The 18,222-nt window shown below is 65.1% G+C and carries 18 protein-coding genes and 3 tRNA genes; 9 read left to right on the top strand and 12 right to left on the bottom strand.

Going from position 1 to position 18,222, the window contains the following annotated elements; all coding sequences use genetic code 11:
- The first annotated feature begins 118 nt into the window (after positions 1–118).
- The gene (locus tag BTH_RS20390) at positions 119–1,135 is read left to right on the top strand and encodes a class 1 fructose-bisphosphatase (RefSeq protein ID WP_009889785.1); all 1,017 of its coding nucleotides are present in this window, start codon (positions 119–121) and stop codon (positions 1,133–1,135) included.
- 323 nt (positions 1,136–1,458) lie between these two features.
- A tRNA-Thr gene (locus BTH_RS20385) sits at positions 1,459–1,534 on the top strand.
- Between the two features lie 116 nt (positions 1,535–1,650).
- Here BTH_RS20385 and BTH_RS35265 read toward each other — a convergent pair.
- Positions 1,651–1,983 (bottom strand): hypothetical protein, encoded by a 333-nt coding sequence (locus tag BTH_RS35265; protein ID WP_227739563.1) that lies wholly within the window; start codon positions 1,981–1,983, stop codon positions 1,651–1,653.
- Between the two features lie 305 nt (positions 1,984–2,288).
- Here BTH_RS35265 and BTH_RS20380 point away from each other — a divergent pair, with 305 nt between their 5' ends.
- Positions 2,289–2,540 (top strand): GlsB/YeaQ/YmgE family stress response membrane protein, encoded by a 252-nt coding sequence (locus tag BTH_RS20380; RefSeq protein ID WP_004197795.1) that lies wholly within the window; start codon positions 2,289–2,291, stop codon positions 2,538–2,540.
- Between the two features lie 239 nt (positions 2,541–2,779).
- Here BTH_RS20380 and BTH_RS20375 read toward each other — a convergent pair whose 3' ends face one another.
- The 4 genes from BTH_RS20375 to BTH_RS20360 form a co-directional block, all read right to left on the bottom strand.
- Positions 2,780–3,268 (bottom strand): TlpA disulfide reductase family protein, encoded by a 489-nt coding sequence (locus tag BTH_RS20375; protein WP_009889771.1) that lies wholly within the window; start codon positions 3,266–3,268, stop codon positions 2,780–2,782.
- Positions 3,265–4,515: a sialidase family protein gene (locus BTH_RS20370; RefSeq protein ID WP_025404109.1), complete on the bottom strand. Its 1,251-nt coding sequence runs from the start codon at positions 4,513–4,515 to the stop codon at positions 3,265–3,267. The genes BTH_RS20375 and BTH_RS20370 overlap by 4 nt, the downstream gene beginning before the upstream one ends.
- Before the next feature lie 8 nt (positions 4,516–4,523).
- Positions 4,524–6,860 (bottom strand): TonB-dependent receptor, encoded by a 2,337-nt coding sequence (locus tag BTH_RS20365; protein ID WP_009889768.1) that lies wholly within the window; start codon positions 6,858–6,860, stop codon positions 4,524–4,526.
- 148 nt (positions 6,861–7,008) lie between these two features.
- Entirely contained in the window at positions 7,009–7,398 is a 390-nt protein-coding gene (locus BTH_RS20360) for a DUF2946 domain-containing protein (RefSeq protein WP_009889766.1), read from the bottom strand.
- A 205-nt stretch (positions 7,399–7,603) separates the two neighbouring features.
- On the opposite strand from BTH_RS20360, the gene BTH_RS34590 reads away from it, so the two are divergent.
- A complete protein-coding gene (locus BTH_RS34590; protein ID WP_009889764.1) occupies positions 7,604–7,750 on the top strand; it encodes a hypothetical protein in 147 nt (48 codons plus the stop codon).
- A 260-nt stretch (positions 7,751–8,010) separates the two neighbouring features.
- Positions 8,011–8,604 (top strand): chorismate mutase, encoded by a 594-nt coding sequence (locus BTH_RS20350; RefSeq protein ID WP_009889762.1) that lies wholly within the window; start codon positions 8,011–8,013, stop codon positions 8,602–8,604.
- 35 nt (positions 8,605–8,639) lie between these two features.
- On the opposite strand, the gene BTH_RS20345 is transcribed toward BTH_RS20350, so the two are convergent.
- Both BTH_RS20345 and BTH_RS20340 read right to left on the bottom strand, forming a co-directional pair.
- Positions 8,640–9,779, bottom strand: coding sequence for an exonuclease domain-containing protein (locus BTH_RS20345; protein WP_009889761.1), 1,140 nt, complete (start codon positions 9,777–9,779; stop codon positions 8,640–8,642).
- A gap of 145 nt (positions 9,780–9,924) precedes the next feature.
- The gene (locus BTH_RS20340) at positions 9,925–10,128 is read right to left on the bottom strand and encodes a cold-shock protein (protein WP_004522324.1); all 204 of its coding nucleotides are present in this window, start codon (positions 10,126–10,128) and stop codon (positions 9,925–9,927) included.
- Positions 10,129–10,530: 402 nt separating this feature from the next.
- Between BTH_RS20340 and BTH_RS20335 the strand changes: the two genes are divergently transcribed.
- Both BTH_RS20335 and BTH_RS20330 read left to right on the top strand, forming a co-directional pair.
- Positions 10,531–10,803 (top strand): hypothetical protein, encoded by a 273-nt coding sequence (locus tag BTH_RS20335; RefSeq protein WP_011402108.1) that lies wholly within the window; start codon positions 10,531–10,533, stop codon positions 10,801–10,803.
- A gap of 516 nt (positions 10,804–11,319) precedes the next feature.
- Complete coding sequence (locus BTH_RS20330) at positions 11,320–12,459, top strand: porin (RefSeq protein WP_009908891.1); 1,140 nt, start codon at positions 11,320–11,322, stop codon at positions 12,457–12,459.
- Between the two features lie 216 nt (positions 12,460–12,675).
- On the opposite strand, the gene greB is transcribed toward BTH_RS20330, so the two are convergent.
- The gene (gene greB / locus BTH_RS20325; protein ID WP_009908889.1) at positions 12,676–13,239 is read right to left on the bottom strand and encodes a transcription elongation factor GreB; all 564 of its coding nucleotides are present in this window, start codon (positions 13,237–13,239) and stop codon (positions 12,676–12,678) included.
- A 115-nt stretch (positions 13,240–13,354) separates the two neighbouring features.
- On the opposite strand from greB, the gene BTH_RS20320 reads away from it, so the two are divergent.
- Both BTH_RS20320 and BTH_RS20315 read left to right on the top strand, forming a co-directional pair.
- Positions 13,355–13,431, top strand: a tRNA-Arg gene (locus BTH_RS20320).
- Positions 13,432–13,492: 61 nt separating this feature from the next.
- Positions 13,493–13,569, top strand: a tRNA-Arg gene (locus tag BTH_RS20315).
- A 199-nt stretch (positions 13,570–13,768) separates the two neighbouring features.
- Here BTH_RS20315 and BTH_RS20310 read toward each other — a convergent pair.
- The 4 genes from BTH_RS20310 to BTH_RS20295 all read right to left on the bottom strand — a co-directional run bounded on the left by BTH_RS20310 (position 13,769) and on the right by BTH_RS20295 (position 18,082).
- Positions 13,769–16,138: a RelA/SpoT family protein gene (locus tag BTH_RS20310; protein WP_009889758.1), complete on the bottom strand. Its 2,370-nt coding sequence runs from the start codon at positions 16,136–16,138 to the stop codon at positions 13,769–13,771.
- A gap of 66 nt (positions 16,139–16,204) precedes the next feature.
- Positions 16,205–16,408 carry a DNA-directed RNA polymerase subunit omega gene (rpoZ, locus tag BTH_RS20305; protein WP_006025620.1) on the bottom strand — a complete coding sequence of 68 codons (204 nt, stop codon included), beginning with the start codon at positions 16,406–16,408 and terminating at the stop codon, positions 16,205–16,207.
- Between the two features lie 60 nt (positions 16,409–16,468).
- A complete protein-coding gene (gmk, locus tag BTH_RS20300; RefSeq protein WP_009889748.1) occupies positions 16,469–17,152 on the bottom strand; it encodes a guanylate kinase in 684 nt (227 codons plus the stop codon).
- A 6-nt stretch (positions 17,153–17,158) separates the two neighbouring features.
- The gene (locus BTH_RS20295) at positions 17,159–18,082 is read right to left on the bottom strand and encodes a YicC/YloC family endoribonuclease (protein ID WP_009889747.1); all 924 of its coding nucleotides are present in this window, start codon (positions 18,080–18,082) and stop codon (positions 17,159–17,161) included.
- Positions 18,083–18,222 lie beyond the last annotated feature (140 nt).

Below are 18,222 nucleotides of genomic sequence, written 5' to 3'. Positions count from 1 at the left end.
CGGCCCGCGTTGTGGCGCGTTTTCGGCGAAAAACCGTCTGCGGCCAGCCGCCACGGGTAAAATCGAGCCTATTCCTATCCCAACATCCAACGCATTCGTCAGCCTCTCGGAGTTCCCCATGTCCATTACCCGACGCACCACGCTGTCCAAGTATCTGATCGAGCAGCAGCGTGAGACCCACAACCTCCCCGCCGACCTGCGCCTGTTGATCGAAGTGGTCGCGCGCGCGTGCAAGGCGATCAGCTACAACGTGAGCAAGGGCGCGTTGGGCGATGCGCTCGGCACGGCGGGCAGCGAGAATGTCCAGGGCGAAGTGCAGAAGAAGCTCGACATCCTGTCGAACGAGATCCTGCTCGACGCGAACGAATGGGGCGGCAATCTCGCCGCGATGGCGTCGGAGGAAATGGAGACGTTCTTCCCGATCCCGGCGAACTACCCGCGCGGCGAATACCTGCTCGTGTTCGATCCGCTCGACGGCTCGTCGAACATCGACGTGAACGTGTCGATCGGCACGATCTTCTCGGTGCTGCGCTGCCCGGACGGCCAGCAGGCGACCGAGCAATCGTTCCTGCAGCCGGGCACCGAGCAGGTCGCGGCGGGTTACGCGGTGTACGGCCCGCAAACCGTGTTCGTGCTGACGACGGGCAACGGCGTGAACTGCTTCACGCTCGACCGCGAAGTCGGCTCGTGGGTGCTCACGCAAAGCAACCTGCGGATTCCGGAGGACACGCGCGAGTATGCGATCAACGCGTCGAACGCGCGCCACTGGTACGACCCGGTGAAGCGCTACGTCGACGAGCTGAACGCGGGCGCCGAAGGCCCGCGCGGCGAGAACTTCAACATGCGCTGGATCGCCTCGATGGTCGCCGACGTGCACAGGATCCTGAACCGCGGCGGCATCTTCATGTACCCGGCCGACAAGCGCACGCCGGATCGTCCGGGCAAGCTGCGCCTGATGTACGAAGCGAACCCGATGTCGTTCATCGTCGAGCAGGCGGGCGGCGCGGCGACGACGGGCCTGAAGCGGATCCTCGACGTGCAGCCGACGGGCCTGCACCAGCGCGTGCCGGTGATCCTCGGCTCGAAGAACGAAGTCGAGCGCGTCGCGCGCTATCACCAGGAAGCGCAGTCTTAACGCCACGCAACGGCGGGCGTCGGGGCGCGGCCGCTCGGCGCGCCGCCCCGACCGCAGCGCACGGACGAGCGCGCCGGGCGGCGCACGCGAATGCGCTCGTCGAGCGAAGCGGGATCGAGGCATCGCCGCGCTGACGCGCACTCGCGATGCAAGCGTGCGCTCGCTCGATGTGAACCTGCCGAATGGCCGCCAACCGGCGCGAGCCGTTCGTGCAGAGTATCGACGAATCAAGCAGTTATCGGCGGCCCGAAAAACATCGAAAAAATTTTCGCCCACCCTCTTGCCAAGCCCTCAATAGCTCCCTATAATCTCATCTCTCTGTTGCCGGTGTAGCTCAGTTGGTAGAGCAGCGCATTCGTAATGCGAAGGTCGGAAGTTCGAGTCTTCTCTCCGGCACCAACAGATTCAAGGGCCGCGATGCGAAAGCATCGCGGCCCTTTTCAATTTCCGGCGTCGCGCTTTGCGCGGCGCACGCATCGCAATCCTCATTCGCCGCGACATCCTTTTGCTCGAGATCAGGCGATTGAACGATTCCCACGCTCGGCGGGCAAAACGCCGGCCTTCGAACGCCACTTCTTTCGGCATCCAAACGATATGCGCGGCTCGTTCGCGTTGGCCGTCGACGTCGCAATCGTGACTCGTTCGTCCGCGTGTCGCGCCGCGCGCCGTCGCACAATGGGACAATCGATCAGGCCCGGCCGGCCCGAAACCCGCGCATCCAGGCGCTCATCGATTGCCCCGCCTTCGATACGTTTCAACGCGAGCACACAGGCGTCTTCGATCGTCAGCGCGAACAGCGCCGCACCGTGAGTCCGCCCACTGTCCACTATCGTCAAAACCTTTCGCATTGCAAACGACTCGCCGTTCGCTGCGGCGCCGCACGCGTACCGCGCGCCAGGCCACGGCGTCATCACACGCGAATCGCGCACACATTTTGCTTACGCTTTTATTTCAATGTGTGCGCCAACATCCGTCCGACAAAAAATATTTGGTCAATCCGGACGAGATGCGTAACATTACTTAACGATCCTGACCCGCCTATTGCAGTAAATTGCGTGTGCGACGCTCCGGGATCGGCGTGCGATCCGCGTCACGTCACAGGCAGCGCCCGACGTCGGCTCATTCGTGGGAACTAACAAAGGAGAGGACCACCATGGCTCATGGCTTGATTATGTGGCTCATCATCGGCGCAATCGCCGGCTGGCTCGCCGGCCTGCTCGTGAAGGGCGGCGGCTTCGGGCTGCTCGTGGACATCATCGTCGGCATCGTCGGCGCCGTCATCGGCGGCTGGCTCGCCGGCATTCTCGGCATTCACATCGGCGGCGGCTTCATCAGTTCCGTGATCGTCGCCGTGATCGGCGCTGTCATCTTGCTGTTCGTGATCCGGCTATTCAAGCGAGCCTGACGTGTAACGACGTCGCCCGGCACGCCGCACGGCCGCCGGGCACTTCCCCGCTCCGTTCTCTCGCGGCCTCGCGCCGCGTTCTTCCGCCGTCCGGATCGTTCGCTTGCGCCGTCTCGCGCAAGGATCGCTTGCACGTCGCATTCCCGCTCGCCGTCCGCACCGAACAAACCGCATCACGCACGTCGTCGGCAAACGGCTGCGACACCCGTTCGCCGACGGCATCCACCGCGCATCGATCGTCAGGAATCCCGACGTTTCAGCCACGCATCGAGCACGTCCGGCGCGAGCAAGCCGCTCTTCGCGCGTCGCGTGCCGTCCGCGCCGATCCATAGCGTGCGCGGCAGTTCGCCGCGCCACGCCGGATCGAGCGCCGCGCGCAGCCGTTCCGGCATCGGCTCCGCGTTTGCGTACTGCCTGACCGTCGCGGGCAGCTTCATTTGCATGAGCGCGCCGGCAATCTCCTGGCCACGCTCGTCGAGCGAATCGAGCGCGACGAGCGCGATGCGCACCTGCGGATGCCGCCGCTGCCATTCGACGAGATGCGCGGCGTTCTCGCGGCAGTAGCCGCAGTCGAGCGACCACACTTCGACGACGAGCGGCGCACCGCTTCCGCTCGCATAGAGCGACGCGACATCCGACGCACGCAGCGGCTGCGGCAACCGCGATGCTCCCGCGACGCTCGACGCGACAATCGCGAACGCGGTAAGTGCGAAAACGATCCGTTTCATTGCAGCGCCCCCACGTCGATCAACCGATAGCCGTCGTTGCGCGTGCGCCACGACAGATAGACGCGCCCACTGTCGGTCAGCAACTGCGGGTTGTCGCTCGCGCCGGACGTCTGCGCGAGCGTGCGCGGTGCGCTCCAATGCGCGCCGCCGTCGTCCGACCGGCGCAGCTTGATGCGCATCGTATCGCCGTCGAACGCCTTCCACGCGAGCCACAGCGCGTCGCGCTGCGCGACGAGCGCCGCATGCGACGCCTGTTCGCCCGGCGCCGCCGGATCGTCGCCGAACGCGAACGGCGTGCCGAGCGGCTTGCCGTTCGCATCGAGTCGCGAATAGAACACGTCGGCCTTGCCGTCGACGACACCGAACCACGCGAGATGCCGCACGCCATCGGTCGTGATCGCGAGCGCAGGCCCGTGATCCGGGCACGCCTCGACATGCCAGTTCGAGAACGTCGCGCGCACGGGCTCGACCGCGCGGCCCGCCGACGCGGGCAGCACCGCCACCGCATGATCGCGGATCTGGCCGGGGAACACGTTGCGCCATGTGGCCTGCACGCGGCCGTCGGGATCGATCGTCATCGCAATCCGGCAGCATTCGCACGTGTGATCGGCCACCTTGCGCTCCGGCTCGAACGTCGCCCCGCCGTCGTCCGATACCGCGTAGTAGATCGCTGCGCCGTCGTAAGAACGCCCCGCCCGCTGCGCCGCGACGAGATCGCGCTTGTCGATCCACGCGACGAAGATGCGGCCTCGCGGATCGATCGTCAGCATGTCGAAACGATGCGTGATCGCCTGCCGGTCTCGATGCATGGTGACGGGCACCGTCCACGTCGCGCCGCCGTCGATCGAGCGCGAGAAGCGCACCATCCCGGTGTAAGGCGCATCGAGCGGCATCGACCAGGTCACGTAGATCGCGCGCCCGTCCGGGCTCGCGGCGATCTTCGGCCGGTTCTCGGCGCTCGTGTAGATCGGCTCGGGCAGCGCGTTGACCGCGACGGGCGCCGACAGCGTGTGCCCGGCGTCGTCCGAATGCGCGACGACGACATGCAGCCCTTCGACCCACGCGACCCATAGCCGATGGCGCGCATCGAATGCCGCGCCCGTCGCGAGCGGCGCCTTCTGCGTGGCACCGGACGCCGCGGCGTCCATCGCCATGTGCGCCGCGTGCGCGTTCGATGCGCCAGCGGCCGGCCGCGCGTCGTTCGCGAGCGCGCCGCACGCGAACGCGACGAGCGCAACGCCCGCCAATCGATGCTTCACAGCGACCATTTCAACTCTCCATAAAAAGTGCGGCCTGGATAAGGGTGAAACACGTAGTAGCGGCGATCGGTCACGTTGTCGATGCCGAACGACGCGAGCCAGTGCCGATCGAACCGGTAGCGCGCCTTGAGGTCGACGACCGCAAACGAACTGGTGCCGCCGTACACGTTCGGGTTCACGTCGCTGTTGTCGAGCGCGTTGTACTGCCGCCCCGAATAGCGCACGCCGACGCTCGTCATCCAGTGCTCGCCGAAGCGGTACGACGCGAGCAAGTTCGCGCGCATCCGTGGAATCCGCGGCCAACGCGCGCCGACGTAGTTCGGATTCGCCGCATCGGCGAGCGTCTGCGCATTCGTCGCGGACACGTTCGCGTCAACGTCGAGCCCCTTGATCGCGACGTCCTGCCCTGAAAACGCGAGTTCGACGCCGCGCACCCGCACGCGGTCGACGTTCGAGATGTTCGTGTACGTCGAAGCGCCCGCGACCGTCGTCTGGCTGTAGATCGAATTGCGCAGATCGCTCTGGAACACGCTCGTGCGCACGACGCCGAAGCCGACGTCGCGCTCGGCCGTGAAGTCCCAGTCGATCGCCTTTTCCGGTTGCAGGTTCGGGTTGTTGTTGACGATCGCGTTGTTCGAGATCGTGCCCTGGAACAGTTCGGCCACGGTCGGAAAGCGCGTGCCCGTCGCGAACGACAGCCGCAGGCGCCATGCGTCCGTTGGCTGCCATTCGAGCGCGAGCTTCGGCGACAGCGCGGTCGCGCCACGGCCGGCGTAGCCGAGCGTCGCGTTCGCGTTGCCGAGCTGGCCGCCGTATGCATCCCATCGTTCGTAGCGCAGGCCGAGCGTCGCGAGCCAGCCGGGCGCGAAACGCCACGCGTCTTGCGCGTACAGCGCCTGCGTGCGCGTGTTGCCGCGATAACGGTTCGCAAGCGTCGTCGGCACGGCGTTTTGCCAGTCCGCCGTGTTGTAGGTCGCGTTGCGCAGGAAATAGGTGTCGAAGTGATAGCCGAACGAGAAGCGGTGCCCGCGCACGTCGGGCGACTCCGCTCGCAAATCGACGGTGCGCCAGCCGGTGCCGTCGCCATGGAATACCGTGCCCGGGCCGCCGTCCCACGCGCCGGTCGGCGCGCCGGACGCGCTGCGCAGCACGTCGCGCGACACCTCGTACGCGGACGCGGTCGCCGACAGCTTCCAGCCTGATGCGAGACGCGCGTCGAGCCCGAGCCCGTACAGCCAGTTCTCCTGGTCGCCGGTCTGCGGCGCGAACGCGGTCGGCGACACCGTGTAGCTGCGCCCGCCGAACGACACGTTGCCGCCGTATACCGGGTTGCCCGCCGCGTCGCGCAGGAACGTGTCGCCGTGCTGCCGGTAGTGATTCTCCCAGTGGCCGAGCGTAACCGTCGCATCGACGTGGTCGGTGAACGCATAGCCGAAGCGCAGCGTCTCGTTGAGCTGCTCGGTGCGCTCGATCGTCTGCGCGCCGACGATCGTCCGAGGCCGGCCGTTCGGGCCGATGTCGGAAACGGCGCCCGTCACCGGCACGCTCGCGCCGAGCCGCGGATCGAACGTGCCATTCGGGCTCGCGTATTGCATCGGCTGGCTGTCGTTCTCGAGCCGGTCGAGCGACAGCGCATACCAGAAGCGCCCGACGCGGTCGGCGACGCGCGCGGTCTGGTGATTGCCGCCGAAGCTGTCGGCAAAGCCGTAGCCGTCGCGATAGCGCTGCGTGAAGAACTGCGTCGACACCGACGCCTCGAGCCGATCCGGCTTGCGCGTCGTGATCTGCACGGTCGAGCCGATCGCATTGCCCGGGTAGAGCGCGGAGAACGGGCCGTACAGCACGTCGACGCGCGCGATGTCGTCGGGCTGGATCAGCGACCAACGCGGCGGATACGAGTAACTGGAGCCGAGCAGATTCGACAGGAGGATGCCGTCCGCGTAAACGAGTCCGCGCGCGCTCTGCAACTCGTTGAAATCGCGGCCGGCGAACACGGAGTTGCGATCGCCGATATAGCGCCGGCGCACCATCAGGTTCGGCGCGTACTTGAGCGCGTCTTCGGTCGTCACGTTGACGTGCGAATCGATCTGCTCGCGCGTGAGCGCCTCGACGACGCCGGGCGTGTCGGACGCGAATGCGGGGCGCTGCGCGGTCACCCTGACGATATCCAGGGTTTTCCCGGATGCGGTCGTCTCGGCAGCGGCGGCGGACGTTGAATCGGCAGGGACGGCGGCGCCCGTCGTGACGGCGTGCGCGGCGGGCCAGGCGAACGCCGCGACGCAGGCGGCCGCGAGCCGCGTGCGCGCGACGTGCGCGGCAAGTTCATGGGACATGGAAAAGCGGATCCTGAAAACGAGGTCGGCGAATCGCCGCGCGGGCGAACGCCCGCCGCGCCCGTCCCCGCGGAAGGGCGGGCGCGACGCCGGACATCGCGCGCACGACGACGCTCACGCGTGGCGACGCGCGAGCAGGCTGCGGAAATCAGACCGGGACGGTTTCAGGCGGAGCCCGCGGCTGCGCGATGCGCACGCCGCGGCGAAAGAAGACGGCGGGCCGTTCGACGCGGCTCGCATACGCGAACGCGCGAACGAAACCGGGCAGCACGGGCGCGCTCGAGCCGAGCGCGACGTTCGCGGCGAAGCCGGGACAATAGACGCAATGCGCGACATGCGCGAGCGAACCGTCGTCCTGGCGCGTCTGCCCGCCGCTGCCGATGGCGATGCTCCGCGCGCCTGCCGCACTGCACAATTCGAGCGCGAACGGCGCGTCGTGCGCGTTCGCGGCGGCGCGCGCGTAGCCGATGACGGGCGATAGTACATTGAGTACCAGCGCCAGCCAGACGAGGCTCATCCATCGCGTCGAACGTTTCATTGCAGCTCGGGGAAAAGAGGCGCGCAGTATAACAAGGCGGTTTGCGATCGCGCTCCGAAGGATGCGCATCCGTGCCGGATCGCGCATTGCTGCAAATCAACGCAAACGCGTGTGCTGTTTAAGCAACAGAGACAAAATCTAACGATTGAACACTGGCATAAAACAAAGTGCGCATTCGATAATCGTCTCACCAAGGAGAGAGATCATGGACGAAAGGCCCACCCGCATTCCGCCTCCCGAGAAAGTGATGAGCCCGGACCCTGAGCCCGTGGCCGTCGAGTTTCTCGCCGAGTTGCCCGAGCACGTGCGTGCGTTCTTCGACGAACAGCGCAAGCTGTGCACGCCGAAGTGACGGTGCATTCGCTGACGGCGCGTTCGGGCCGGTGAATCGTCGCGTGTTCGCGAACGCTTCGGTGCGCCCCACCGCTTCGTCGCCCCGGCAAGCCGCGTGTCGGCGCGCCGCATTGAATCCGGCCCGCCGTCGCGAGCCGGGTCGGGACTGTTGCGCCCGCTGATCCCTCGCTTGCGCCGCGTCGCTGCGCAACGTCTTCGCTTATTCTTCTGTTTTTTCCATCTCCCGGCTCTCGCACGCCGGCATTGTCATTTTTCGCCATGAAACAGTCGCTTCGCGCAAGCCTGGTCGCCGCCCTGCTCGGCTGCGCCGCACTGAGCGCGCCCCGCATCGCCGCCGCCGACGGCGACGATACCGCGCTCACGAACCTCGTCGCGCTCGCGTCGCAGCGCCTCGCGCTCGCCGAACCCGTCGCCCACTGGAAATGGATCAACAGGAAGCCGATCTCGGACCCGCCGCGCGAAGCGGCGCTCCTGACCGACGTCGAGAAGCGCGCGACGGCGAACGGCGTCGATCCCGCGTACGCACGCACGTTCTTCGACGACCAGATCGCGGCGAGCAAGCAGTTGCAGAACGCGCTCTTCGCGACATGGCGCGCAACGCACGGCCCCGAAGGCCCGGCGCCCGATCTGGCGACGAGCACGCGGCCGCAGCTCGACCGGCTCACGCAATCGCTGATCGCCGCGCTCGCGCGCGTCGCGCCGCTGCGCGATGCGCCGGATTGCCCGTCTCGCCTCGCACGCAGCATCGCAAACTGGAAAACCTTGACGCGCTACGACTCCGCCCAGAAGGACGCGCTCGGCACCGCGCTGTCGCATGTCTGCGCCGCAGGCGGCGCCAGCGCCGTCGGCTAGGGCCCGGCCACGCTCATAACCGGCTTGCGCCGGCCCTACGCGGCGGCAGGCGCCGTGCCCGCGAGCGGAATCAGCTCGAGTCCGCGCGCGAGATGTGTCTGCAAAATGCGCCGCACCGCGCGCGTCGCGTCCGGCGAGCCTTCGCCCGCCGCGCGCGCGTCGGCCGCGAGCGTCGCCGCCTGTTCGATCGACGATGCCGCGCCGACGTAGCGCCAGCGATCGACCACGTGAAAGACGCTCGACTCCCCGCGCTCCTCGAACGCGACCGGCCCGACGAACGGCCAGTGCGCATCGCCCGCGGCGCTCCGGTCCGGACGCCGGTTGAACGATGGCGCGAGCGACGCGATCCAGTCCGCCTCGGCCAGCAGCGCGCCGAGTTCGCCCCCCGTCTCGCGCCATTCGACGCGCCGAACCAGTTGGGCAAGCCGCATTTCCTTCGCCGAGCGTCGCTCGCCCGTCAGCAGCGCGCGCAACCGCTGGCGGACCCGCACGCTGCGGCCGACATAGAGCGGCGCATCGTCGTCGCCGAACAGCGCATAGACGCCGCAGCCGGCGGGCGCGCTTTCCAGGTGCGCCTCCGTCAACGCCCCCGCGAGCCTGAACCGGCGCGTCGTGCGCGCGATTTGCTCGCGCAACTGCTCGGCCGGTATCGCGCCGTGCAATTTTTGCCAGAACTGCCAGATGAGATCCGCGTCGGCGAGCGCCCGGTGGCGCGCCGACGGCACGAGCGCGTGCCGCTCGATCAACGCGTCGAGCCCGTGACGCGACTCACGCGGAAACAGCGCGCGCGACAGCCGCACCGTGCAAAGCACATCCGGATTGAACGCAACGCCCGCGCGCTCGAACTCAGCGCGCAGGAAGCCGCGGTCGAAGCTCGCGTTGTGCGCGACGAAGAGCTTGCCGTCGAGCCGCTCGAGCAACGCGGGCGCGATGTCGGCAAACGTCGGAGCGCCGCGCACCATCGCGTCGGTGATGCCCGTGAGCTGCTGGATGAACGGTGGAATCGGCTGCTGCGGGTCGACGAGCGTCGTCCACGTCGACACGTGGTTCGCATTCACGACGACAACGCCGATTTCGGTGATGCGATGCTCGACGGCCGAGCCGCCGGTGGTTTCGAGATCGACGAACGCGAGCGGCGTATCGATCGCGGGATGAATCAGCGACGAGGCGGACATGGATGGGCGGAGGGCGCTTCGTATCGTGTCGGACGGAGGGCGGGAGCGCGGCTCCCGACGCTGGCAGTCCCTATTCTACCTGCCTGAAAAACCAAAACCCCCGCCTAGGCGGGGGTTTGCACGGCCCTCGGTGCGTTTCAGGCGTTCAAAGCGCCTGAATATTCGCGGCTTGCTTGCCCTTCGGACCGGTTTTCACTTCGAACGACACACGCTGATTCTCTTTAAGGGTCTTGAACCCCTCCATCCTGATTTCGGAGAAATGGGCAAACAAATCCTCGCCGCCATTGTCCGACGTAATAAAGCCGAAGCCCTTAGCATCGTTAAACCATTTCACGATACCGGTATCCATATTCCTAGTTCCCCACTAAATAAAAATAAAACACGGGCTACGCCCTTATACCGTCACACAAAGCTCCGACGCTTCCTCCACCCCCTCAGTCGATGTGCTGGAAGCACTGCAAGCTTGGTGCTGCTTTTATAAATGGGAGAATCCAATTCAGTCAAGAAAATTTTTGATGACCACTTATGCGATTTGATATGAATACAACTGGAATCGGTACACTAGGACCGAGAAATTAATTAACCGCAACAACACCTGTCATTATTACCGGGGTAAACGGCCGATTAAATCCGCAAAAGAAAAATCTACCGCAATCGAGCGAATCGGCCACGCCTCAGTATTTATCCGAGTTGCGGCGCGCAACAAGCTTTGCAATGCTGAGCAGCGCTCAGAAAGGCGCTGGAGACTGCCATGCTGAATGGCATCAAACGGTTCGCACACCGTCTTGGTATTGTGCGTCGCAACAATTCAACGGATCGCGCACCGGCGGCGCCCTCGACGTTTGCCGGCGAATTCGACTCCGGCTCCACTTGGCACGGCGACCATTGGCAGAACCTGCTCGCATCGCCGCTCGATGCGCGTCACTATGTGATGGAAGATTGGGCGCAGCCTGTCATGCCTGCGCGAGACGAACAGGCCGACGCATCGCCGCCCAAGCGCCGCAGGCGCTGGTATGAACAATAAGCGGGCAAAAAAAAGCGCGACCGGAAAGTCGCGCTGACAAAGGTTTGGAGATCTTTTCCGTCAACGAAAAAGTCTGCTTTGGTAAGCAGAAGCTGCAGTATAACGAGTTGACTCCCTTTCATTAGTCATACTCCTCACAAACCTCTATTGCCGAAGCGTCAACAATCGCATTCTTACGCACCCCACTCGGCCGCCTCTCCTCACCGATTGTCGCTGTCACGCAACGCTGCGACAGGTTCGGAGACGGAAAAATATTCCCTCTCTCCTGCTCGAAGCCTTGCCCCGCAAGGGTTTCCGTCACACCCCCAATTATTGCGCCAATGAAAATACATTATTTCTTAAATTGAATTCCGCGACTCTCGGCAACGCTCTTTTACACTGCGGATAGCTTGTAATGACGGGCGTCGGTACACGCCCGAGACATGCCCCGGCTCCGTTTCTCGCAGCAGCAGCCGGGAACATCGAAGAACAGGACAGATATCGTCATCCACCCTGTTTCGGACGGAGATAAACCCAATGAAAAAGACCCTCATCGTCGCTGCTCTCTCTGGCGTCTTCGCGACGGCCGCTCACGCGCAAAGCAGCGTGACGCTGTACGGCCTCATCGACGCCGGCATCACCTACACGAACAACCAAGGCGGCCACAGTGCATGGTCGCAGTCCAGCGGCTCGGTCAACGGCAGCCGCTGGGGCCTGCGCGGCGCCGAAGACCTCGGCGGCGGCCTGAAGGCGATTTTTGTGTTGGAAAACGGCTTCGGCATCAATAACGGCACGCTCAAGCAGAACGGCCGCGAGTTCGGCCGCCAGGCGTTCGTCGGTCTGTCGCACGATCAATACGGCTCCCTGACGCTCGGCCGTCAGTACGATAGCGTCGTCGACTACATCGGGCCGCTGTCGCTGACCGGCACGCAATTCGGCGGCGTGCAGTTTGCCCACCCGTTCGACAACGACAACCTGAACAACTCGTTCCGGATCAACAACGCGGTCAAGTACACGAGCGTGAACTGGGCCGGCCTGAAGTTCGGCGCGTTGTACGGCTTCTCGAACAGCAACGAGTTCGCGAACAACCGTGCGTATAGCGCGGGCGTGTCGTATAGCTACGCCGGCTTCAACGTCGGCGCCGGCTACCTGCAGTTGAACAACGACTTCGGCCCGACCGTGTCGAACGCTTCGGGCGCGGTCGCGCTCGACAATACGTTCGTCGGCAAGCGCCAGCGCGTGTTCGGCGGCGGCCTGAATTACACGTACGGCCCGGCGACGGCCGGCTTCGTGTTCACGCAATCGCGCGTCAATCGCGCGACGGCGATCAGCTCGGGCGCATCGGGCGTGTCGAGCGGCATCGCGCTCGACGGCACGTTCATGCGTTTCAACAACTACGAAGTGAACGCGCGCTACGCGATCACGCCGGCATGGACGGTCGCGGGCTCGTACACGTACACCGCCGGCTTCATCGAGAACCACCACCCGGGCTGGAATCAGTTCAACCTGCAAACGGCCTACGCGCTGTCGAAGCGCACGGACGTGTACCTGCAAGGCGTGTATCAGAAGGTCAACAGCGACGGCACGGGCCTCGGCGCCTATATCAACGGCGTCGGCGGCATGTCGTCGAGCGAGAAGCAGATCGCCGTCACGGCAGGCCTGCGTCATCGCTTCTAACCGGTTCTTCGGCACCGACCTAGAGCGCCCCGCTTGGGGCGCTTTTTTTGTCCGATCGTCTCCGGCCGGGCGAGCACGCGGCGGAGCACCGCGCGGCATGCGCGCCGCCGTCGCGACGGCCGACTGCGCATTCGCGACCTTATTCGGTCATACGCGCCGTTCGAATTCGTGCGCCGCAGGACGCGACGACGGCAAAACGCGCCGATACGCCTCGGTTCAAGCCGCGCCCGGCGACGGATAGCGGACGTCGAGCACGTCTATCGGCTCAGGACCGACAGGCGTCAGCAGCGTGACCGTGTCGCCGACGCGCGCCTTCAGCAGCGCACGCGCGATGGGCGAGATCCAGCTTACATGCCCGCGATCGAGATCGACCTCGTCGATGCCGACGATCGTCACCGTGTGCTCGATGCCGTCCTGCGTCGCGTAATCGACGGTCGCCCCGAAGAACACCTGGTCCGCGTTCTCCTGGCGGCTTGCATCGACGACTTCGGCAAGGTCGAGACGCTTCGTCAGAAAACGGATGCGCCGATCGATTTCGCGCAGACGCCGCTTCCCATAGATGTAGTCGCCGTTCTCCGAGCGATCGCCGTTCGACGCGGCCCACGACACGAGTTTCACCACTTCGGGACGCGCTTCGTCGATCAGATGCAGCAACTCGTCGCGCAGGCGCTTGTGGCCCGCCGGCGTGATGTAGTTCTTCGCGCCGGGCGGAATCGCCGCCTGCGCGTGTTCGAGGTCGTCGTCGTCTCCGTCCGACTCCTTCACAAACGCCTTGTTCATGATGCAATTTCAACGACTATCGGATGCTCCAAGGTTACACGAACGGCATCGTCCGATAAATCGTCAAGAAGGGCTTCCCTTTTTAAATCTGTTTGCTATAATCTCACTTCTGCGTGCGGCTGTAGCTCAGTTGGATAGAGTACTTGGCTACGAACCAAGGGGTCGTGGGTTCGAATCCTGCCAGCCGCGCCACTTTTTCGAGCGGCCTTCTCCCGAGAAGGCCCTTTCAGTTCAAGGTTGTACCGCTTTGCGTGCGGCTGTAGCTCAGTTGGATAGAGTACTTGGCTACGAACCAAGGGGTCGTGGGTTCGAATCCTGCCAGCCGCGCCATTTTATGAAGGGCCTTCCTCCGGGAAGGCCCTTTGTTTTTGCGCATTCGGGCAGCGCAGTCTCTATCAGGCCCCGCCGCGAGCCGGCCCATGCAGTTCGTCGCCCCTGCGCCTTCTCACGCCAATGAAAAAGGCGGCCCCGAGGCCGCCGTCGTTGTTGCAGTTGCCGACGCGCCCCATCGTCGGGCGCCGCACGCGCACTAGTAATCCTGCCGCTCGCGATCGATCCGCATCCCGCCATCGTGACGCGCATGCACGACATCGTCGCTCGAGCGCTCGCGCATGATCCGCATCACGTCCGGATTCGTGCGCACGCGACGCATCACGTTCGCGAGGTGCACGCGATCGCTCACCTGAATCACGAAACGCAGCACCGTCGACTCCTGCGTCAGATCCTCGTCCATCGCAATGTGGACAATGTTCGCGTCGGCCGACGTGATGTCGGCCGCGACGCGCGCGAAGATGCCCTTCGTGTTCTTCACGAGCGCCTTCACCGCAACGTCGAACAGGCGGCCCGGCTGCGGCGCCCATGCAACGTCGATCCAGCGGCCCGGATCGCGCCGGTGAATCCGCTGCGCGACGCGGCAGGCGGTCGTGTGGATCGCCATCCCGAGCCCGATGCCGATGTAGCCCATGATGTCGTCGCCCGGAATCGGACGACAGCACGCGGACAACTGCACCGACATCCCTTCCGTGCCGGTAATGACCACCGGCGGCGCGTGGTTCGTCGCCTGACGCTCGGCGCGCGGCAGATCGTCGTCCGCGTCGCGCCCGCTCATCAGCACCTCGATCCGCTTCGCCATCACGGCGGCCACGCGGCGGCCGAGGCCGATGTCCGCGAAGATCTCCTGGCGGCTCTTGTTGCCCGTCCACTGCACGAGCTTTTCCCACACCTCGGGCGTGACGTCGGCGAGCGCGAGCCCATAGCCCTTCAGGCTCTGGTCGACGAGCCGCTCGCCCAACTGCACCGATTCGTTCAGGCGCATCGTCTTCAGATAATGCCGGATCGCCGAGCGTGCCTTGCCGGTACGCACGAAGCCGAGCCACGCGGGATTCGGCTTCGAGTACGGCGCGGTGATCACCTCGACGATGTCGCCGCTCTTCAATTCCGTGCGCAACGGCAGCAGCTCGTTGTTGATCTTCACGGCGACGCATTGATTGCCGAGATCGCTATGGATCGAATACGCGAAATCGAGCGCGGTAGCGCCGCGCGGCAGCGCCATGATCTTCGACTTCGGCGTGAACACGTAGACCGCATCCGGAAACAGGTCGATCTTCACGTGCTCGAGGAATTCGCTCGAATCGCCCGCTTCGCTCTGGATGTCGAGGAGCGACTTGAGCCACTGGTGCGCGCGCTTTTGCACGTCGTTCAGATCCGCGCCGCCGTTCTTGTACAGCCAGTGCGCGGCAACGCCCGCTTCCGCGATCTCGTGCATCTTGCGCGTGCGCACCTGGAACTCGATCGGCGCACCGAACGGGCCGACGAGCGTCGTGTGCAGCGATTGATAGCCGTTGACCTTCGGAATCGCGATGTAGTCCTTGAACTTGCCCGGCACGGGCTTGTAGAGCGCGTGCAGCACGCCGATGCACGTATAGCAGTCGAGCGGATGTTCGACGACGATCCGGAAGCCGTACACGTCGAGCACCTGCGAGAACGACAATTGCTTGTCGCGCATCTTCTTGTAGATGCTGTAGATCGTCTTCTCGCGGCCGGTGATTTCGGCGTCGATCTTCGCGTCCGCCATCGCGCGCTGCACCGACTCGAGGATCTTGCCGATCACTTCGCGGCGATTGCCTCGCGCGGCCTTCACCGCCTTTTCGAGCGTCGCGTAGCGATGCGGATTGAAGTTCGCGAAGCTCATGTCCTGCAGCTCGCGATACGTATTGTTCAGGCCGAGGCGGTGCGCGATCGGCGCATAGATGTCGAGCGTCTCGCGCGCGACGCGGCGGCGCTTCTCCATCGGCACCGCGCCGAGCGTGCGCATGTTGTGCAGGCGGTCGGCAAGCTTCACGAGGATCACGCGCACGTCGCGCGCCATCGCAAGCAGCATCTTGCGGAAATTCTCCGCCTGCGCCTCCTCGCGGCTCCTGAATTCCATCTTGTCGAGTTTCGACAAGCCGTCGACGAGCTCGGCGACCTTCGGGCCGAAGCGCTCGGCGAGCTCGCTCTTCGTCACGCCCTGGTCTTCCATCACGTCGTGCAGGAGCGCGGCCATGATCGCCTGCGCGTCGAGCTTCCAGCCGGCGCAGATCTCCGCGACGGCTACAGGATGGGTGATGTAGGGCTCGCCGCTCTGGCGATATTGACCGAGGTGGGCCTCGTCGCTGAAGTGGAACGCGGCCTTGACCTCTTTGATTTCCTCGGGACTGAGGTAATCGGCAAGCGCGGCGGTCAGCTTCGCGATGGAAACGACGCCGTGCTTGCGGGGCTGCTCGGGTGTCGCGGTCGGCCCGAACAAATGACGAAACGACTGTTCGAGAACCGCGTCGATATATTGACGCGCGTGCGACGGTGCGGCGGCTTCGGCGTGCCCGGCCTCCGAGGAGGCGGACGATGGTGTAGTGCTCATTTTCGCCTCCTTGGTTCGCTCGTCGGTCGCGCGGGGGTCTACATGGCTGAAGAAACCGGGTGCGCCTTAAACGGGCACTTTCTTCAGCATTTCCACGCCGACCTGGCCGGCCGCGATCTCGCGCAGCGCGACGACCGTCGGCTTGTCGCGGCTTTCGATCTTCGGCGTGTGGCCTTGCGCAAGCTGCCGCGCGCGATAGGTGGCGGCGAGCGCCAGTTCGAAGCGGTTCGGAATCTGCTTCAGGCAGTCTTCAACGGTAATGCGAGCCATGTTGGGTCGTTCCTTCTGAATATGTTGCTTATTCTACCTTATGTGCCTCGTTCGCCGCCGTCACTCCGCATGCGGCAGATGAATGCCGAGCTCGACGAATAGTTCGGCATGCCGCGCATATTGCGACGTGAAGCGCAGGCGCGTCGCGGCGACGATGCATTCGAGCTCGGCAAGCGCGTGCTCGAAGGTCTCGTTGATCACGACGTACTCCGCTTCGGCCGCGTGCGCGATCTCGCTGCCTGCGGCGAGCAGGCGCCGCGTGATCACGTTCGGCTCGTCCTGCCCGCGCTTTTTCAGCCGCTCCTCGAGCGCCGCGAGCGACGGCGGCAGAATGAAGATGCCGACCGCGTTGCGAAACTGCTTCTTCACTTGCTGCGCGCCCTGCCAATCGATTTCGAGCAGCACATCGTGGCCGCTCTTCATCTGCTCTTCGATCCACACGCGCGACGTGCCGTAGTAGTTGCCGTGCACCTCCGCGCTCTCCAGAAACTCGTGGCTCGCGTGGCGCGCGCGGAAATCCTCGACGGTCGTGAAGTGATAGTGCTGGCCGTCCTGCTCGCCGGAACGCGGCTTGCGCGTCGTGTACGAAATCGACAGACAGATCTCCGGATCCTTCGACAGCAGCGCGTTGACGAGCGTCGACTTGCCCGCGCCCGACGGCGCGACGACCATGAAGAGATTGCCGGGATAGACGCCGGCGTGCAGCGAATGGGCTGCCGCGCCGCCGCGGTTCGAATCGGTCATGTTGCGTTACTCCAGGTTTTGCACTTGCTCGCGCATCTGCTCGATCAGCAGCTTGAGCGCCATCGACGCGTCCGCGAGTTCCTTCGCGGCCGCCTTCGAGCCGAGCGTATTCGCCTCGCGGTTCAGCTCCTGCATCATGAAGTCGAGACGCTTGCCGACGCGGCCGCCCTTCTCGATCACGTGGCGCGTCTCGTTCAGATGCGCGGTGAGGCGCGACAGTTCTTCCGCGATGTCGATGCGGATGCCGTACATCGTCACTTCCTGACGGATGCGCTCGGCCGCTTCCTCGCGCGACACGACGGGCGCGCCGCCTTCCGGCGCCGCGACGCCGAGCGCCTCCTGCAGCCGCTCGACGATCTTCTGCTGATGCTTGGCGATCAGCTCCGGCACGAGCGGCGCGATACGCGCGACGATGGCCTCCATTTCGGCCACGTTCGCGAGCAGCATCGTCGCGAGCTGCGCGCCCTCGCGCGAGCGCACGACGACGAGCTCGCCGACCGCTTCCTTGCCGCACGCGAGCACCGCTTCGCGCAGCGCGTCGGCCGACACGCCGCTCTCGGCGAGCACGCCCGGCCAGCGCAGGATCTCGCCCGCGCGCAGGCGGCCCACGCCCGGAAACGCGTCGAGCACCGCGCGCTCGAGCTCCGCGAGCTGGCCGAGCGCCGCATGGTTCAGCGCGCCCGCGTTCACGTTCTGGTCCCCGCGCTGCAGGTTGATGCGCACGTCGACCTTGCCGCGCGACAGCTTGTTCATCAGCATCTCGCGCAACGCCGGTTCGCACGCGCGCACATCGTCCGGCATCCGGAAATTCAGGTCGAGGAACCGCGAATTCACGGTCCGCAGTTCGACCGATACGCTCGTGCCGCCATTGCCGGAGGCGGTCGCGAGATCGCGCGTCGCGCTCGCGTAGCCCGTCATGCTGTAGATCATCGTTCGTCCCGTCGTTTGATGGCCCAGCGGGCCGGAAGGATTCGAGACGCCCGGCGCTTACGAGGCGCGGGGCGCGAAACATGCATTATCCCATTTTTGCGGGCCGGACCCGCCGGGCCGATGCGCCGCGGGCGCGGTAA

Source organism: Burkholderia thailandensis E264, from assembly GCF_000012365.1.
GTDB classification, from domain to species: Bacteria; Pseudomonadota; Gammaproteobacteria; order Burkholderiales; family Burkholderiaceae; genus Burkholderia; species Burkholderia thailandensis.
The sequence above is the reverse complement of the archived record's forward strand: the minus strand, read 5'-3'. Positions and strand labels throughout refer to the sequence as shown.

Excerpts from the sequence above, each read along its gene's own strand:
- BTH_RS20365 (WP_009889768.1), bottom strand. The coding sequence starts at position 6,860 with ATGTCCCATGAACTTGCCGCGCACGTCGCGCGCACGCGGCTCGCGGCC.
- BTH_RS20340 (WP_004522324.1), bottom strand. The coding sequence starts at position 10,128 with ATGGATACCGGTATCGTGAAATGGTTTAACGATGCTAAGGGCTTCGGC.
- BTH_RS20380 (WP_004197795.1), top strand. The coding sequence starts at position 2,289 with ATGGCTCATGGCTTGATTATGTGGCTCATCATCGGCGCAATCGCCGGC.
- BTH_RS20375 (WP_009889771.1), bottom strand. The coding sequence starts at position 3,268 with ATGAAACGGATCGTTTTCGCACTTACCGCGTTCGCGATTGTCGCGTCG.
- BTH_RS20310 (WP_009889758.1), bottom strand. The coding sequence starts at position 16,138 with ATGAGCACTACACCATCGTCCGCCTCCTCGGAGGCCGGGCACGCCGAA.
- BTH_RS20390 (WP_009889785.1), top strand. The coding sequence starts at position 119 with ATGTCCATTACCCGACGCACCACGCTGTCCAAGTATCTGATCGAGCAG.
- BTH_RS20295 (WP_009889747.1), bottom strand. The coding sequence starts at position 18,082 with ATGATCTACAGCATGACGGGCTACGCGAGCGCGACGCGCGATCTCGCG.
- BTH_RS20345 (WP_009889761.1), bottom strand. The coding sequence starts at position 9,779 with ATGTCCGCCTCGTCGCTGATTCATCCCGCGATCGATACGCCGCTCGCG.
- BTH_RS35265 (WP_227739563.1), bottom strand. The coding sequence starts at position 1,983 with ATGCGAAAGGTTTTGACGATAGTGGACAGTGGGCGGACTCACGGTGCG.
- greB (WP_009908889.1), bottom strand. The coding sequence starts at position 13,239 with ATGAACAAGGCGTTTGTGAAGGAGTCGGACGGAGACGACGACGACCTC.
- gmk (WP_009889748.1), bottom strand. The coding sequence starts at position 17,152 with ATGACCGATTCGAACCGCGGCGGCGCGGCAGCCCATTCGCTGCACGCC.
- rpoZ (WP_006025620.1), bottom strand. The coding sequence starts at position 16,408 with ATGGCTCGCATTACCGTTGAAGACTGCCTGAAGCAGATTCCGAACCGC.
- BTH_RS20350 (WP_009889762.1), top strand. The coding sequence starts at position 8,011 with ATGAAACAGTCGCTTCGCGCAAGCCTGGTCGCCGCCCTGCTCGGCTGC.
- BTH_RS34590 (WP_009889764.1), top strand. The coding sequence starts at position 7,604 with ATGGACGAAAGGCCCACCCGCATTCCGCCTCCCGAGAAAGTGATGAGC.
- BTH_RS20360 (WP_009889766.1), bottom strand. The coding sequence starts at position 7,398 with ATGAAACGTTCGACGCGATGGATGAGCCTCGTCTGGCTGGCGCTGGTA.
- BTH_RS20335 (WP_011402108.1), top strand. The coding sequence starts at position 10,531 with ATGCTGAATGGCATCAAACGGTTCGCACACCGTCTTGGTATTGTGCGT.
- BTH_RS20330 (WP_009908891.1), top strand. The coding sequence starts at position 11,320 with ATGAAAAAGACCCTCATCGTCGCTGCTCTCTCTGGCGTCTTCGCGACG.